This is a genomic window from Labrys miyagiensis (genome assembly GCF_030160835.1).
Taxonomy (GTDB): Bacteria; Pseudomonadota; Alphaproteobacteria; order Rhizobiales; family Labraceae; genus Labrys; species Labrys miyagiensis.
In genome coordinates this window covers 562,059-575,029 of the sequence record NZ_BSPC01000005.1, presented here as the reverse complement: position 1 = coordinate 575,029, position 12,971 = coordinate 562,059, and the positions used below count along the sequence as shown (strand labels likewise).

13 protein-coding genes and 1 pseudogene are annotated in these 12,971 nt (G+C 65.7%); 4 read left to right on the top strand and 10 right to left on the bottom strand.

All coding sequences use genetic code 11. The features are described from left to right. Positions 1–24 precede the first annotated feature (24 nt). The 3 genes from QQL24_RS03475 to QQL24_RS03465 form a co-directional block, all read right to left on the bottom strand. Complete coding sequence (locus QQL24_RS03475; protein ID WP_284310480.1) at positions 25–1,152, bottom strand: extracellular solute-binding protein; 1,128 nt, start codon at positions 1,150–1,152, stop codon at positions 25–27. 62 nt (positions 1,153–1,214) lie between these two features. Further along, positions 1,215–1,883: an alpha/beta hydrolase gene (locus tag QQL24_RS03470; RefSeq protein WP_284310479.1), complete on the bottom strand. Its 669-nt coding sequence runs from the start codon at positions 1,881–1,883 to the stop codon at positions 1,215–1,217. Continuing rightward, a complete protein-coding gene (locus tag QQL24_RS03465) occupies positions 1,870–2,538 on the bottom strand; it encodes a DNA-3-methyladenine glycosylase family protein (RefSeq protein WP_284310478.1) in 669 nt (222 codons plus the stop codon). The genes QQL24_RS03470 and QQL24_RS03465 overlap by 14 nt, the downstream gene beginning before the upstream one ends. A gap of 22 nt (positions 2,539–2,560) precedes the next feature. Between QQL24_RS03465 and gluQRS the strand changes: the two genes are divergently transcribed. Continuing rightward, the gene (gene gluQRS / locus QQL24_RS03460) at positions 2,561–3,418 is read left to right on the top strand and encodes a tRNA glutamyl-Q(34) synthetase GluQRS (protein ID WP_284310477.1); all 858 of its coding nucleotides are present in this window, start codon (positions 2,561–2,563) and stop codon (positions 3,416–3,418) included. Between the two features lie 168 nt (positions 3,419–3,586). Here gluQRS and QQL24_RS03455 read toward each other — a convergent pair whose 3' ends face one another. Both QQL24_RS03455 and QQL24_RS03450 read right to left on the bottom strand, forming a co-directional pair. Next, positions 3,587–4,024, bottom strand: coding sequence for an NfeD family protein (locus QQL24_RS03455; protein ID WP_284310476.1), 438 nt, complete (start codon positions 4,022–4,024; stop codon positions 3,587–3,589). Between the two features lie 93 nt (positions 4,025–4,117). After that, positions 4,118–5,098 carry an SPFH domain-containing protein gene (locus QQL24_RS03450; protein WP_284310475.1) on the bottom strand — a complete coding sequence of 327 codons (981 nt, stop codon included), beginning with the start codon at positions 5,096–5,098 and terminating at the stop codon, positions 4,118–4,120. Positions 5,099–5,398: 300 nt separating this feature from the next. On the opposite strand from QQL24_RS03450, the gene metX reads away from it, so the two are divergent. Then, complete coding sequence (gene metX / locus QQL24_RS03445; protein ID WP_284310474.1) at positions 5,399–6,586, top strand: homoserine O-acetyltransferase MetX; 1,188 nt, start codon at positions 5,399–5,401, stop codon at positions 6,584–6,586. A gap of 29 nt (positions 6,587–6,615) precedes the next feature. Continuing rightward, positions 6,616–7,251 carry a methionine biosynthesis protein MetW gene (gene metW / locus QQL24_RS03440; RefSeq protein WP_431310637.1) on the top strand — a complete coding sequence of 212 codons (636 nt, stop codon included), beginning with the start codon at positions 6,616–6,618 and terminating at the stop codon, positions 7,249–7,251. A gap of 434 nt (positions 7,252–7,685) precedes the next feature. Here the strand turns inward: metW and QQL24_RS36410 are convergent. Together QQL24_RS36410 and QQL24_RS03430 are read right to left on the bottom strand one after the other, a co-directional pair. After that, positions 7,686–7,907: pseudogene (locus QQL24_RS36410) on the bottom strand (methyltransferase domain-containing protein); the annotation flags it as partial. A 241-nt stretch (positions 7,908–8,148) separates the two neighbouring features. Next, positions 8,149–9,720: a L,D-transpeptidase family protein gene (locus QQL24_RS03430; protein ID WP_284310473.1), complete on the bottom strand. Its 1,572-nt coding sequence runs from the start codon at positions 9,718–9,720 to the stop codon at positions 8,149–8,151. 547 nt (positions 9,721–10,267) lie between these two features. Between QQL24_RS03430 and QQL24_RS03425 the strand changes: the two genes are divergently transcribed. After that, positions 10,268–10,480: a hypothetical protein gene (locus QQL24_RS03425; protein ID WP_284310472.1), complete on the top strand. Its 213-nt coding sequence runs from the start codon at positions 10,268–10,270 to the stop codon at positions 10,478–10,480. Positions 10,481–10,612: 132 nt separating this feature from the next. On the opposite strand, the gene QQL24_RS03420 is transcribed toward QQL24_RS03425, so the two are convergent. From QQL24_RS03420 to QQL24_RS03410, 3 genes are all read right to left on the bottom strand, one after another. Beyond that, complete coding sequence (locus QQL24_RS03420) at positions 10,613–11,566, bottom strand: acetyl-CoA carboxylase carboxyltransferase subunit alpha (RefSeq protein ID WP_284310471.1); 954 nt, start codon at positions 11,564–11,566, stop codon at positions 10,613–10,615. Positions 11,567–11,681: 115 nt separating this feature from the next. Next, entirely contained in the window at positions 11,682–12,470 is a 789-nt protein-coding gene (locus QQL24_RS03415) for an SDR family NAD(P)-dependent oxidoreductase (protein WP_284310470.1), read from the bottom strand. Next, positions 12,467–12,955: a tellurite resistance TerB family protein gene (locus tag QQL24_RS03410; RefSeq protein ID WP_284310469.1), complete on the bottom strand. Its 489-nt coding sequence runs from the start codon at positions 12,953–12,955 to the stop codon at positions 12,467–12,469. Before QQL24_RS03410 ends, QQL24_RS03415 begins: the two co-directional genes overlap by 4 nt. Positions 12,956–12,971 lie beyond the last annotated feature (16 nt).

Below are 12,971 nucleotides of genomic sequence, written 5' to 3'. Positions count from 1 at the left end.
AGCAAGGCAAAAAGCGCTCCCAGGTCACGCCGCCCGCCATTTGTCGGCATATTCGCTGCGCAGGGCCACGAACCAGGCGGGCTGCGCCGGCCACCACCAGATCCTGGACTCCGCGTCCTGCGGATAGGCCTTGTGATAGAAGTCGCGCACCTTCTGGTCGACGAGATCGATGGCACCACTCGCGGTCGGGTTGGCGGAGAAGGCGGTGGCATAGGCGGCCGAGCCCTCGGGCGTGGCGATGAAGCGGGCCCATTCATGCGCCTGCTCGACGTTCTTCCCCGCCTTCAACAGCACATAGCCCTGCAGCCAGCCGAAGGCGCCTTCCTTCGGAGCGATGAAGCCGAAGCCGTCGGGGCCGAGGTTGAGGCCGGTCGAATCCCAGGTCAGGCCCAGCGTGCAGCCATTGGTTCGGAAGGCCGATTGCGCATCGTTCTCGCTGCTCCAGAACTGCACCACATTGGCCTTGTGCTTGATCGCCTCGGCCAGCGCAAGGTCCCAGAGCTGGCGCATGCTGGCCTCGTCCTTGTAGCTGTCGAGCCAGGGCTTGGGCAGCTTGCCCTGCGCCTCCAGCACCCGGCCCATGGCGGCGAGGGCCGAATGGGCGCGCAATGTGACCTTGCCGGCATAGCGAGGATCGAACAGATCGGCCAGCGACGCCGTGCCATAGACGAGGGGCGCCTCCTTGACCGAATAGGTCAGCGCCTCCGTGCCCCAGACGATGGGCAGGAAAAAACGGCGCCCCTTGACCATGCCGGAGGCGGTGAGGAAGGCCTTGTCGTAGGAGTCGAGGCTGACATTGGCATCGTTCCAGGCCTGCACGAGATCGGCATCGACCCAGCCCGGCAGGCGGTCGATGCTCGGCTCGGCGATGTCGGCGGCCGAGGTCTGCGCGGCAAGGCGCGCCTGCGCCAGCATGGAATCCTGATCGGGCTGGTCGATGAAATTGATCTTGATGCCGGTCTTGTCGGTGAATTTAGCGAAAAGCGCCGAAAAATCGTAGCCGGACCAGCCCATATAATTGAGTTCGCCGGAGGAAGAGAGCGCCTCGCCGACGATCGCGGGAGAGGCGACGGCCCCGAGCCCGAGGGCGGCCGAGGCGCGCAGGAAGGCGCGGCGGTTGAAGCGCGGCGGTGAGCTGCTTCGGCCGATCATCGAACCCTCACTCTAGCCGGGACTGCGGGAGTATGACCTCAATTCAAAGCCGCAGGCAATCATCACGTGCGGGCAAAGGCCCGCGCCAGAAAGTCGCCGCCGAGACGCAGGCCGGCATTGTCGATGCCATGGCCGAGGCCCGGACGCATATGGGCCTCCACGGGGACATCGAGGGCGTTCAGCCCCTCCAACGAATAGGGCAACGCCATGGGCGGCACGACCTGATCCTGGTCGCCATGCACCAGCAGCACCGGCGGGCGGGCGGTGATCTCGGGCGCGAGCACGCTGAGGGGCTGGTCATCCGGGCCGATGAGAATGCCGGAATAGCCGACGATGGCGCCCATCGCCTTGCGGCGGCGCAGGCCGGTATGCAGCGCCATCATGCTGCCCTGGCTGAAGCCGGCCAGCGCCAGCGCATGGTCGTCGAGCCCCTCGCGCTTGAGTTCCGCATCGAGGAAGGCATCGAGGATGGGGCTTGCCTGCCGCGCGCCGTCCCAGCGCTCGTTGTGGACGCGGAAGGTCAGCGGGAACCACTGGCGGCCATAGGGCGCTCCCGCGCAAGGCTCGGGCGCATGCGGCGAGACGAAGGCGGTGTCCGGCAAGAGATCCCGCCAGGCCTGGCCGAGATCGATCAGATCGTTGCCGTCGGCGCCATAGCCATGCAGGAACACCACCAGCTGGCGGGTCTTGCCGGATTTGGCGGGCAGACGTGGTCCATCAAGCGGCGTCATTCTCGGCTCCATCCTGAACAGGCGCACCCGGCCGATTCTTCCTGTTGGCGTAATAGGCAAAGAGCAGGCGCGCGGCAACCGCCCGCCAGGGCCGCCAGGCCTGCGCGATGGCAGCGAGTTCGAGGGCGTTGGGGCGCTCCTCCAGAACGAGCAGCATCTTGGCCGCCTCCTGCAAGGCGAGATCGCCGGCAGCGAAGGCGTCGGCATGGCCGAGGCAGAACATCAGATAGACATCGGCCGTCCAGGGGCCGATGCCCTTGAGCTTGACGAGCTCGGCATGGGCCTTGTCGGCGTCGAGTTCGGCAAGGCCGTCGAGGTCGAAACCCTCGGCAAGCGCCCGCGCCACGGCGCGCAATGTGCGGATCTTCGGCATGGAAAGGCCGCCGGCGCGAAAATCCTCGTCCGGCGCGGCAATCAGGCGCTCGGGAGTCAAGGGGTCGAACACCGCCTTGGTGCGGGCCCAGATTGCCCGTGCGCTCGCCACAGAGACCTGCTGGGAGACGATGATCCAGGCAAGCCCCTCCAGTCCGGCCGGATAGAGGCGCAAGGGTGGCTCGCCGACGAGATCGTGGATGGCCGCCAATCGGGAGTCGAGGGCGCGCAAAGCAGCGATGCCCGTCTCGATTTCGGGGCGCGAACGGATGATGATGGTCATGCACCTGTGTTACATCGCGCGAGTGACAAATCAAACGCTACCACCTGTCCTGCGCTTCGCGCCGAGCCCCAATGGCTATCTCCATCTCGGCCATGCCTATTCGGCCCTGCTGAACAAACGGTTCGCGCGCGAACTCGGCGGCCGCCTGCTGCTGCGTATCGAGGACATCGACATCACCCGCTGCCGCCCCGATTATGAGACGGCGCTGCGCGAGGACTTGGCCTGGCTCGGCCTCGAATGGGAGGAGCCGGTGCGCCGCCAGTCGGAGCATTTCGACGATTACGCGAAGGCCCTGGATCGGCTGCAGGCGCTCGGCCTGCTCTACCGCTCTTATGCCTCGCGCAAGGACATCGCGGCGGCGAGCGGCCAGGACTGGCCGCGCGATCCCGATGGTGCGCCGCTCTATCCGCGCGAAGCGCTTCAGGCCATCGACAATCCGGCCGTTCACGCGGAGGACGAGCCGTTCAGCCTGCGGCTCGACATGGGCAAGGCGCTTGCCCTCTCACCGCCCTTGAGCTGGCAGGAGCTGCAACCCGATCTCACCTGCATCGAGGTCCTTCCGGCCGAGCCGGCGCGTTGGGGCGATGTCATCCTCGGACGCAAGGAATTTCCCGCGAGCTATCATCTGGCCGTCGTTCACGACGACGCGCTGCAGGGCGTCAGCCATGTCGCGCGCGGCCGGGACACGTTCCAGGCTACCGCCATCCATCGCCTGCTGCAGCAGCTTCTCGGCCTGCCGCAGCCCCTCTACCACCATCACGCCCTGATCCTTGGCGAAGAGGGCGCGAAGCTCTCCAAGAGCCTGGCCTCGAAGAGCCTGCGGGCGCTGAGGGCCGAGGGGATGACGCCGGCGGATGTGAGGAAACTGGTCGGGATGTGAAGCGCTGGGACCGCCGGCTTTCCAGCCGGCTCTTGAACCGGCGTACTTGCCGAAAAAAAGCGCGAGACGTGCCGCCGCAGGCGAGGGCATGCCGGTCTGAAGACCGGCATGCCGATGAAGCCGGCGCCTCGGGCCAAAGAGCCGGCTGGAAAGCCGGCGCTCCCAGGGCTACTCCACCACCAGCCTGCCGCCTACGACGCGCACTACCTTGATGCGCGTGCCAGCATCCGCATCCGGTCCCCGCAGATGCCAGACCGTGTCGCCGATGCGGATGCGCCCCTCCCCGTTCACGATCGGCTCGGACAAGGTGAAGCTCTGGCCGATCAGGGCGTCGGCGCGGCGGTTGAGGAAGGGCTGTTCCTTGTCGCCGGCATCGACTCCGGCGGAGATGCGGCGGCCGACAAAGGCGAAGATCACGCCGAGGATGGCGAAGAGCAGCAGGGCGAGGGGCCAGTCCATCGGCAGGAACAGGTTCACGAGGCCGGTCGCCGCCGCCGCAAGGCCCAGCCAGATCATGAAGGCGCCGGGCAGCAGCATTTCCAGCCCGATCAGCACCGCAGCCAGGACGAACCAGCCCCAGACCGTGATGGAAGTGATTTCGTTCATGGACTCTCCCTGGGAGCGCGGACATCCTGTCCGCTCTTCCTGACTAACAAGCGCTGCAGTTCAAGATGCGGACAGGATGTCCGCGCTCCCAGCCTAGTCCCGCCCGACATTCGGCACGCCCGAACCACCACGCCGGGCCTGCACGGCTGCGTCGCCGAAGGTTGCCTTGGCGATCTCGCCGATGCCGGCGAGCGAGCCGATCAGCGCCGTCGCTTCCATCGGCAGCACCAGCACCTTCTGGTTGGGGGCACTCGCCATCGCCTGCATCGCCTTCACATATTTGTCGGCGATGAAGTAGTTGAGCGCGGCGACATTGCCCCGCGACAACGCCTCTGAGACGACCAGTGTCGCGGCTGCTTCGGCCTGTGCGGAGCGCTCGCGGGCCTCGGCGTCGCGGAAAGCCGCCTCCTTGCGGCCCTCGGCCTCCAGCACCTGCGCCTGCTTCTGGCCCTCGGCCTTGAGGATCTCGGACTGGCGCTGGCCCTCGGCTTCCAGGATGACGGCACGCTTCTCGCGCTCGGCCTTCATCTGGCGGCCCATCGAGGCGATCAGGTCGGCCGGCGGCACGATGTCCTTGATCTCGACGCGGGTGATCTTGATGCCCCAGCTGATGGCGGCGGCATCGACCACATTGAGCAGACGGTTGTTGATCTCATCGCGGTGGGACAGGAGCTGGTCGAGGTCCATCGAGCCCATCACCGTGCGGATATTGGTCATCAGGAGGTTCATGATGGCGCTGTTGAGATTGGCGACCTCATAGGCGGCCCGCGCCGCGTCGATCACCTGGAAGAAGGCGACGCCGTCGACCGCGACGGTGGCGTTGTCCTTGGTGATGATCTCCTGCGTCGGCACATCCACCACCTGCTCCATCATGTTCATCTTCACGCCGATGCGGTGGAAGATCGGCGGCACGATGTTGAGGCCGGGCTGGATCGTGTAGGCGTAGCGCCGGAAGCGCTCGACCGTGTAGTTGTAGCCCTGCGGCACCGTCTTCACCATCTTCATCAGGAAGAACAGCAGGACGACGGCAGCGGCGATGATGACGGTGGTGGAGGTGACGGCGAAGTCGGACATGGCGGGTTCCCCAGGGACTGCGGCATTCCGCTCCTGTCTACCCCTCGCGGCGGCGCATGCAAGGCCGGGGGCGAGCGATTGCAATCTTGAGGTGTCGAAACGCACAACGCTGGGAGCGCGATCCCTGGGACCGCCGGCTTTCCAGCCGGCTCCTCGAACCGCGGCGTCTGCCGGACGGGAAGAGCCGGCTGGAAAGCCGGCGGTCCCAGCCATTGCGCTTCCGCCAACCCATGTTATTAGGATACGTCGAACAAAATGTTCGACAAACCGAACGCTACCGGGAAGGAACGGCACAGCCCCATGTCCGAAGGTGAGCAACTGCGCGCCAGTTTTCCGGAAATGGCCCGCAAGCAGGCTGATGAGCCTGATGACAGCTTCATTGTCGATTTTGGCATGAACAAGCCGCTGCGCCTCGACAGCGGCATCGATTTCGCGCCCCTTCGCATCGCCTACACCACCGCCGGCAGGCTCAATGCCGACAAATCCAACGCCGTGATGGTCTGCCACGCGCTCACCGGCGACCAGCATGTCGCCAATGTCCACCCCGTCACCGGCCGGGCCGGCTGGTGGGAGACCATGGTCGGGCCGGGCAAGCCGATCGATACCGAACGTTTCTTCGTTATCTGCCCCAATGTCATCGGCAGTTGCATGGGCTCCTCCGGGCCGGCTTCGACCAATCCGGTCACCGGCCAGCCCTATGGCCTCGATTTCCCGGTGGTGACCATCGCCGACATGGTGCGGGCGCAGGCCATGCTGCTCGACCACCTGGAAATCCCGAGCCTGTTCTGCGTCCTCGGCGGCTCGATGGGCGGCATGCTGGTGCTGCAATGGGCGGCGTCCTATCCGGAGCGCGTCGTCGCGGCGCTCTGCATCGCCAGCGCCCCGCGCCATTCGGCCCAGAACATCGCCTTCCACGAGGTCGGCCGCCAGGCCATCATGGCCGACCCCGACTGGCAGGGCGGGCGCTATATCGAGGCCGGCACGCGGCCCGGCAAGGGCCTGGCGGTGGCGCGCATGGCGGCCCACATCACCTATCTCTCGGAAGGTGCCCTGCAGCGCAAGTTCGGCCGCAACCTGCAGGACCGGGCGGAGCGCACCTTCACCTTCGACGCCGATTTCCAGATCGAGAGCTACCTGCGCTACCAGGGCCTCAGCTTCGTCGACCGCTTCGACGCCAATTCCTACCTCTATGTCACGCGGGCGATGGATTATTTCGACCTCGCCAGCGACCATGGAGGCTCGCTCGCCACCGCCTTCAAGGGCACGCGGACGCGCTTCTGCGTCGCCTCCTTCACCTCGGACTGGCTGTTCCCCACCAGCGCCTCGCGCCAGATCATGCATGCGCTGAACGCCGCCGGCGCCCGCGTCTCCTTCGTGGAGATCGAGACGGACAAGGGCCATGACGCCTTCCTGCTCGATATCCCCGAGCTCTTCGGCATGGTGCGCGGGTTCGTGGGCGCCGCCGCGCGCGACAGGGGGATCGCATGACGAAGTTCCGCCAGCGCGACACCCGCACCATGGCCGCCCAGCGCAGCAACGGCTCGGGCCTCGGCACGCGCCTCGACCTCCTCAAGATCCGCGACATGGTCACCCCCGGCGCGCGGGTCCTCGATGTCGGCTGCGGCGACGGCGAGCTGCTCTCGCTCTTGGAAGCCACGCGCAATGTCGACGGGCGCGGCATCGAGATCAGCCAGCTCGGCGTCAACGCCGCCGTCGGGCGCGGCCTTGCCGTGATCCAGGGCGATGCCGATTCCGATCTCGGCAATTATGCCGACGACAGCTTCGACTATGTCATCCTGTCCCAGACTCTGCAGGCCACGCGCAATCCGCGGCAGGTGGTGGAAGACATGCTGCGCATCGGCCGGCGCGCCATCGTCTCCTTCCCCAATTTCGGCCATTGGCGCATCCGCGGCCAGATCCTGTTGCGCGGCCGCATGCCGGTGACCGAGAACCTGCCCTATAGCTGGTACGACACGCCCAACATCCATTTCTGCTCGATCCGCGATTTCGTCGAGATGGCTCGCAGCATCCATGGGGTGATCGAGCGGGCGGAAGCACTGACGGTCTCGGGCCAGCCGGTACAGGTGCAGGCGCCCTGGTGGTTCTGGAACCTGTTCGGCGAGCAGGCGGTGTTCTTGCTGAGGCGGCGGTAGCCTGGGAGCGCGGACATCCCTACGACACTCAAGTGAGTGTCGTAGGGATGTCCGCGCTCCCAGCGATCACGCTCCCAGCTTACCCTTCCCGCGCTCGGGATCAGCACCGGCTGGAACTTCGGCGCCGTCGCGCGCTTGGCGCGCACGGTGATCGGGCGGAAGACCTGCTTGGAGGCTTCCACGATATGCACGCCGGCAAAGGGCGAGGCGAGCCGGGCGGCGAGGCGCTCATAGGTCGGGGCCGAGCGCAGGGCCCAGCCATGGAAGAGCGGCGGCAGATAGAGCGCCTCCGTCCAGTTCACCGGCGAGAACAGGGCGTCGCGCAACAGGCGCGTGAGCTGCGGCCGCGAGAAGGGCCGGCCATTGCCGAAGGGCGTGGCGTCCGAGCGCGCCCACACCCCGCGCCGATTGGGCGCCACCAGCATGACGGTGCCGCCCGGCGCCAGCACGCGCCAAATCTCGCGCAGCGTGTCGAGGGCGGAGTCGGCTTCCTCCAGGAGGTGGATGGCGAGCACGCGGTCGAGCGAGCCGTCGGCGAGCGGCAGTTCCGTCTCCTCCACCAGCGCTGCCGCCAGGGGGCCGGTGTCCGGCCACTCCAGCACACCCTGGGTTGCCGGATTGAAGGAGACCACGCGCTCGGCCTCGTCGCGGAACATGGTGAGATAGGGTGCGGCAAAGCCGATGCCGGCCACGCGCTGACCGGTGAGATCGCCCCAGCGCGCCCGGATCTTGGTCGCGATCAGACGCCCGGCGACGATGCCGAGATTGGAGGTGTAGAAGTCGCGCAGATCGACGACATCAAGCGACATGGCACACAACGCTTCCCGAAAAGGAGGAAACCCTCTCCCATGGCGGGAAAGGGTTCCAATGTCAGTCTAGCGAAGATGGCCTGCGATCTCAATTGGCCGGCGTTGCCGTACTGTCCCCGCCCCAATTCAGCCAGCGCTTGTAGAAGGGCTGCTCGGCGGGCGGATTGGCAGCAGACGACGGCAGGGCCGCAACCTGATCGGCAGGTGGGGCGACCGACGCGACCACCGGCTTGCCTGGCGTCACCGTCTGGCGAACCAGCTTCTTGCCGTTCTTCGTCTTGGTCTCGGGCACCGTTCCGGTCTGCACCGGATCGGCCTGCGCCGTCAAGACTGGCTGGGCGGGCTTGGCCGGCTCGCTGGCAAAACCGAGCCAGCTGGCATAGAAGGGCTGGTCACCACCGGCGGGAGCCGCAGCAGCCACCTTCGGGCCAGGCGCGGTGACCTCGGCCGGGGCCGGAGCCGCCGCCACGAGGGAGGGTCTGCCGGGCACATCAACCGTCGCCACCGCGGCAGGCTGGGCAGCGGGCAGCGCATCGGCCGGCAATTTGCCGCCCATCAGGCCAGCGTAGACGGACTGCTGGCGGGCCACCACGGCCTTGGGATCGGCAGGCCCCCTGAGCGGACGGCGGGCTACCGCGGCTTCGGACTGCAGCAGTTCCTCGGCGGCCGAATAGGTCACCTGGCGGGCGGCCTGGGCATCGGCGGCGGTGGCCGGCGCACCATTGTCGTTGAGAGCCACTTCCGTCACGTCGACCGTGGAATAGGTAAAGGGACGATCCTTGCCCGGTACGGCCGACTGATCGACGGCGCGGGCGACGAAGATCGGGTTGGAGCCGCCATCCTGATAGATGTAGTTGTACGCCTTGGTGCCCGAAGAGATCAGCGAGGCGATCTTGGCCTCGTCGTTGCGCTTCTTGTCGTAGACGGCCGCCGCCACGCTCGGATTGGCTGGCGAAATGCCGCAGCCCGCGCCGCCGTCACCATTGAAGACATAGCGGCCCTTGCAGACATCGGTCTTCACCGCCTGCTTGGTCACTTCGAAATTGTCGGAGCCCTCCTTGAGATTCTGCCAGAAGCCGAGATTCGGATTCCTGCGATTCTTGGCCATGTTCTCGGCCGTCATGTGGAAGGGGTAGGACTGCAGCTGGAACGAACCCTCGCCAGCCTGCAGCGCCTCGCGGGCCACGGCGTAGATCTCGGCCATCTGCTTGTCGGTCATGGCGAAGCAGCCGCGCGAAGAGCAGGAGCCATGCACCATGATGTCACCGCCGGCGCGGCCGAGCTGGCGGTCGAAATTGTTGGGATAGCCGACGTCGAAGGACAGGTAATATTTCGAGTTCGGATTGAGCTGGCTCATGCCGACATTGTAGAAGCCTTCCGGCACCTGGCGGTCACCTTCGACCTTCTTGGGGCCGAGCTGGCCGGACCAGCGGCAGATCGGATAGGTCTTGAGCAGGGCATATTTGCCACTCGAGGTCTGCTTCCAGAGCTCGAGTTCGGATTCCTTCTTGTACACGCGCACGAGGATCGGCGCAGTGCGCGCCATGTCCTTGGCCTGCATCTCGGCCAAGAGCGACGCGGGTACGGGGCTGAGGGAGCGAATGCTGGCCCCGTTCTGATTGGAACAAGCCGCGGCCAGCAACATAACCGGCACAGCCATGGCAATCTTGCGCATCAACGTGAAGTGAGCGGACATGAACCAGCGAACCCGTGAAAAGTCAGTACGTCAGACAGAGGACATTTACCGTCAATGGGCAGGCGCCGCAAGTCACGCGCCCATCATGGTTACGCGACATCATGAACAGAGTCTTAACACAACAATGACTGATTCCGGCGCACCGCGAAAGAGGAAGAGCGGCCACCGATGTTTCATCTCCCGGACCAGATGACCGGAAAGGATAAACCTGCCACGGCCAGGATCTTGCCCCGACACCATAGCCTCCATCCCCCGGAAGGTAAATAGACAACGGTACAGTTGTTGCTGCAACCTGCGTTTGCAGCGTTGACGCCATGTCATAAAGCATACAAACGGCCGCTAAAGTCAGCAAAGATTGTCAGTTGAAACAAGTCTTGTCTGGAACAATCACGTTTGTCTGCGATATAGCACGGCACTGCCGACAGAGACAGCAGGCATGTCATGGATTCGTCACCCGCGATGGTTCTTCCTCGCTGACACAGCCTTATCTTGTGTCAGCGGAAAGACCAGAATGCGCATGCTTCCTGAAGCCCTTGCCGTCGCTCCCCTGCCGGTCAACCCCTCTCAGCCCGCCAGCGTCGACCCGTTGGACCGCGCGCGGGTCCTCGTCGGCGCGCCCTTCGACTTCAAGGCCGAGTTCGAGGGAAACGTTAAGCAGTCTGCCAGGCCACCACATGTCGGAACGCGTGCGGAGAGATGCCTCGATGAGAGAGGCGGGCCTTGAATGAAACGGTGCCGGTCTTCTCAGCCACATCGATCTTCAGTCGATGTGGCGGGAACGGCATGCCCGCGACGTCGCAGTTTACAAACAAGCGACTCGTTTCCATGAGCGGACAGGATGTCCGCGCTCCCAGCCTTACAAACTCCGGCCGATCATCAGGAACTTGTCCTGGCGGGCGCGGATGATCACCTCGCGGGGCTGGTTCGACAGATCGCGCAGCGCGTTCTGGATGAAATCGCCCGTCGTCTCGATCGCCTTCTCCGCTCCGCGGTGGGCGCCGCCGGTCGGCTCGGGGATGATGGCGTCGATCACGCCGAACTTGAGCAGGTCCTGCGCGGTGATCTTCATGTTGTTGGCCGCGTCCTGCGACTTGGCGGGATCGCGCCAGAGGATCGAGGCCGCGCCTTCCGGCGAGATCACCGAATAGATCGAATGTTCGAGCATCAGCACGCGGTTGGTGGCGGCCACGGCAATGGCGCCGCCCGAACCGCCCTCGCCGATGATGACGGCCACATTCGGTGTGCCAAGCGCCAGGCAGGCATCGGTGGAACGGGCGATCGCCTCGGCCTGGCCGCGCTCCTCGGCGTCGATGCCGGGATAGGCGCCAGCCGTGTCGACGAAGGACAGGACCGGCAGGTCGAAACGGTCGGCCAGTTCCATCAGGCGCACGGCCTTGCGGTAGCCCTCGGGCCGGGCCATGCCGAAATTGTGGCGGATGCGGCTTTCGGTGTCCGAACCCTTCTCATGGCCGAGCACGCAGACCGCCTCGCCCCGAAAGCGCCCGAAGCCGCCGATGATAGCCTCGTCCTCGGCATATTTGCGGTCACCGGCGAGCGGCGAGAAATCCTCGATCAGGGCCTTGATATAGTCGGTGGCATGCGGGCGCTCGGGATGGCGGGCGACCTGCGCCTTCTGCCAGGGCGTGAGCTGGGCGTAGAGATCACGCAGCGCCTGGTTGGCCTTGACCTCGAGACGCTGGATCTCATCCCCGATCGCCACGGCATCGCCGGCCTCTCCCATCGCCCGCAATTCCTCGACTTTGGCCTCCAATTCGGCCACGGGTTTTTCGAAATCGAGATAGCTGCGCATGGTTGTCCGGCTGACGACGAAAGGAGCCGGAAACTGGCGTCTCACGGCAGGGAAGTCAAGGAAGGCTTTTGGCAGTCGGCTGTGGCGGGCTGACGACGATGCCGGCGATATCGTCTCATCCCTTTCTGCGCTGGCGCTGGGCTCGCGCCAGCACGGGCAGGACGATGCGAGCGGGCAGCACCGACAACACAGCGACCATCAGCTTGGGAATGAGGCCGGGCACCACGATTGTGCGGCGGCCGAAATAGCCGGCAAGTCCGATATGGGCGACATCCTTTGCCGACAAAGGTCTTGTCAGGCTGGTCACGGCGGAGCGGCGAAAGCCCGCCCGCGTGCCGAACTTCGTCGGCACCGGACCGGGACAGAGGGCGCAGACCCGGATGCCGCTCTCCCTCTCCTCGAAGGCCAGGGCGCGGGTGAGCGAGACCACGAAGGCCTTGCTGGCATAGTAAACGGCAAGGCCCGGCCCGGGCGTGAAGCCGGCAACAGAGGCAACATTCAGCACCCCGCCATTGTTCTCGCGGATCTCGGGCAGGAAAGCCAGGGTCAGCGCCAGGAGGGCGCGGCAGTTGAGATCAAGCATGCCGACCTGTCCGCCGGCGGGCAGGTCCGCCATGTCGCCGGCGAGACCGAAGCCGGCATTGTTGACGAGATGGCGCACGCTGAGGTCCTGCGCGTGCGAGGCCTGCCGGACCATCTCGGCGGCATCGGCACGTTCGAGGTCGAGCGGCAGGATGGCGACGAAGCGGCCGGTGGCGGTGGCGATCTCACCCTGCACACGGACGAGCTCGCTTTCGGTGCGGGCGATTAGAAAAAGATCCTCGCCCTGCTCGGCCAGGGCGCGCGCCAGTTCCTCACCGATGCCGCTGGATGCCCCGGTGACCAGCGCCACCGGACGGCTCACTCGCCGGCCTCCGGCAGGGTGACGCCATTGTGCTCGGCGACCCTGTTGCGGATGGCGTTGCGCGTCTGCGCCGGCACGCCGAGTTCCTCGGCCACGCGCCAGACGAGATTGTCCTCGAATTCGTGCAGGGCCTTGTCGGCGAACACCGTCTCCCACATCATCTCGATGATGCGCTCGCGCCCCTCCAGATTATAGGCGCGCTTCACGATACCGGTGAAATCGTTGAAATCGAGGGCGTCGCGATTGCGCTTATCGGCGGCGGCGAGCAGCGCCCGCGTCTCGTCGGCATCGAGCGAGAAGCGCTCCTGGATGAGGCTCTCGACGCGCTTCTTCTCGGCCGGGCTCTGTACGCCGTCGACATTCATGGCGTAGACGAGGAGGCCAGCGGCGGCAACGCGGTGGTCAGTCTCGTCGAAGACATAGCGGGGCTTGGCCGGACCGCCCGGCGTGAATCCGCGTATCAGTCTTTGCAAACGAGCCAGCATCACCCCATCCCGATAT

Coding starts and splice junctions, on each gene's coding strand:
- QQL24_RS03465 (WP_284310478.1), bottom strand. CDS start 2,538: ATGACCATCATCATCCGTTCGCGCCCCGAAATCGAGACGGGCATCGCT.
- QQL24_RS03450 (WP_284310475.1), bottom strand. CDS start 5,098: ATGTCCGACTTCGCCGTCACCTCCACCACCGTCATCATCGCCGCTGCC.
- metW (WP_431310637.1), top strand. CDS start 6,616: ATGGCCGCCCAGCGCAGCAACGGCTCGGGCCTCGGCACGCGCCTCGAC.
- QQL24_RS03425 (WP_284310472.1), top strand. CDS start 10,268: ATGCGCATGCTTCCTGAAGCCCTTGCCGTCGCTCCCCTGCCGGTCAAC.
- QQL24_RS03410 (WP_284310469.1), bottom strand. CDS start 12,955: ATGCTGGCTCGTTTGCAAAGACTGATACGCGGATTCACGCCGGGCGGT.
- QQL24_RS03455 (WP_284310476.1), bottom strand. CDS start 4,024: ATGAACGAAATCACTTCCATCACGGTCTGGGGCTGGTTCGTCCTGGCT.
- metX (WP_284310474.1), top strand. CDS start 5,399: ATGTCCGAAGGTGAGCAACTGCGCGCCAGTTTTCCGGAAATGGCCCGC.
- QQL24_RS03430 (WP_284310473.1), bottom strand. CDS start 9,720: ATGGCTGTGCCGGTTATGTTGCTGGCCGCGGCTTGTTCCAATCAGAAC.
- QQL24_RS03475 (WP_284310480.1), bottom strand. CDS start 1,152: ATGATCGGCCGAAGCAGCTCACCGCCGCGCTTCAACCGCCGCGCCTTC.
- QQL24_RS03470 (WP_284310479.1), bottom strand. CDS start 1,883: ATGACGCCGCTTGATGGACCACGTCTGCCCGCCAAATCCGGCAAGACC.
- QQL24_RS03420 (WP_284310471.1), bottom strand. CDS start 11,566: ATGCGCAGCTATCTCGATTTCGAAAAACCCGTGGCCGAATTGGAGGCC.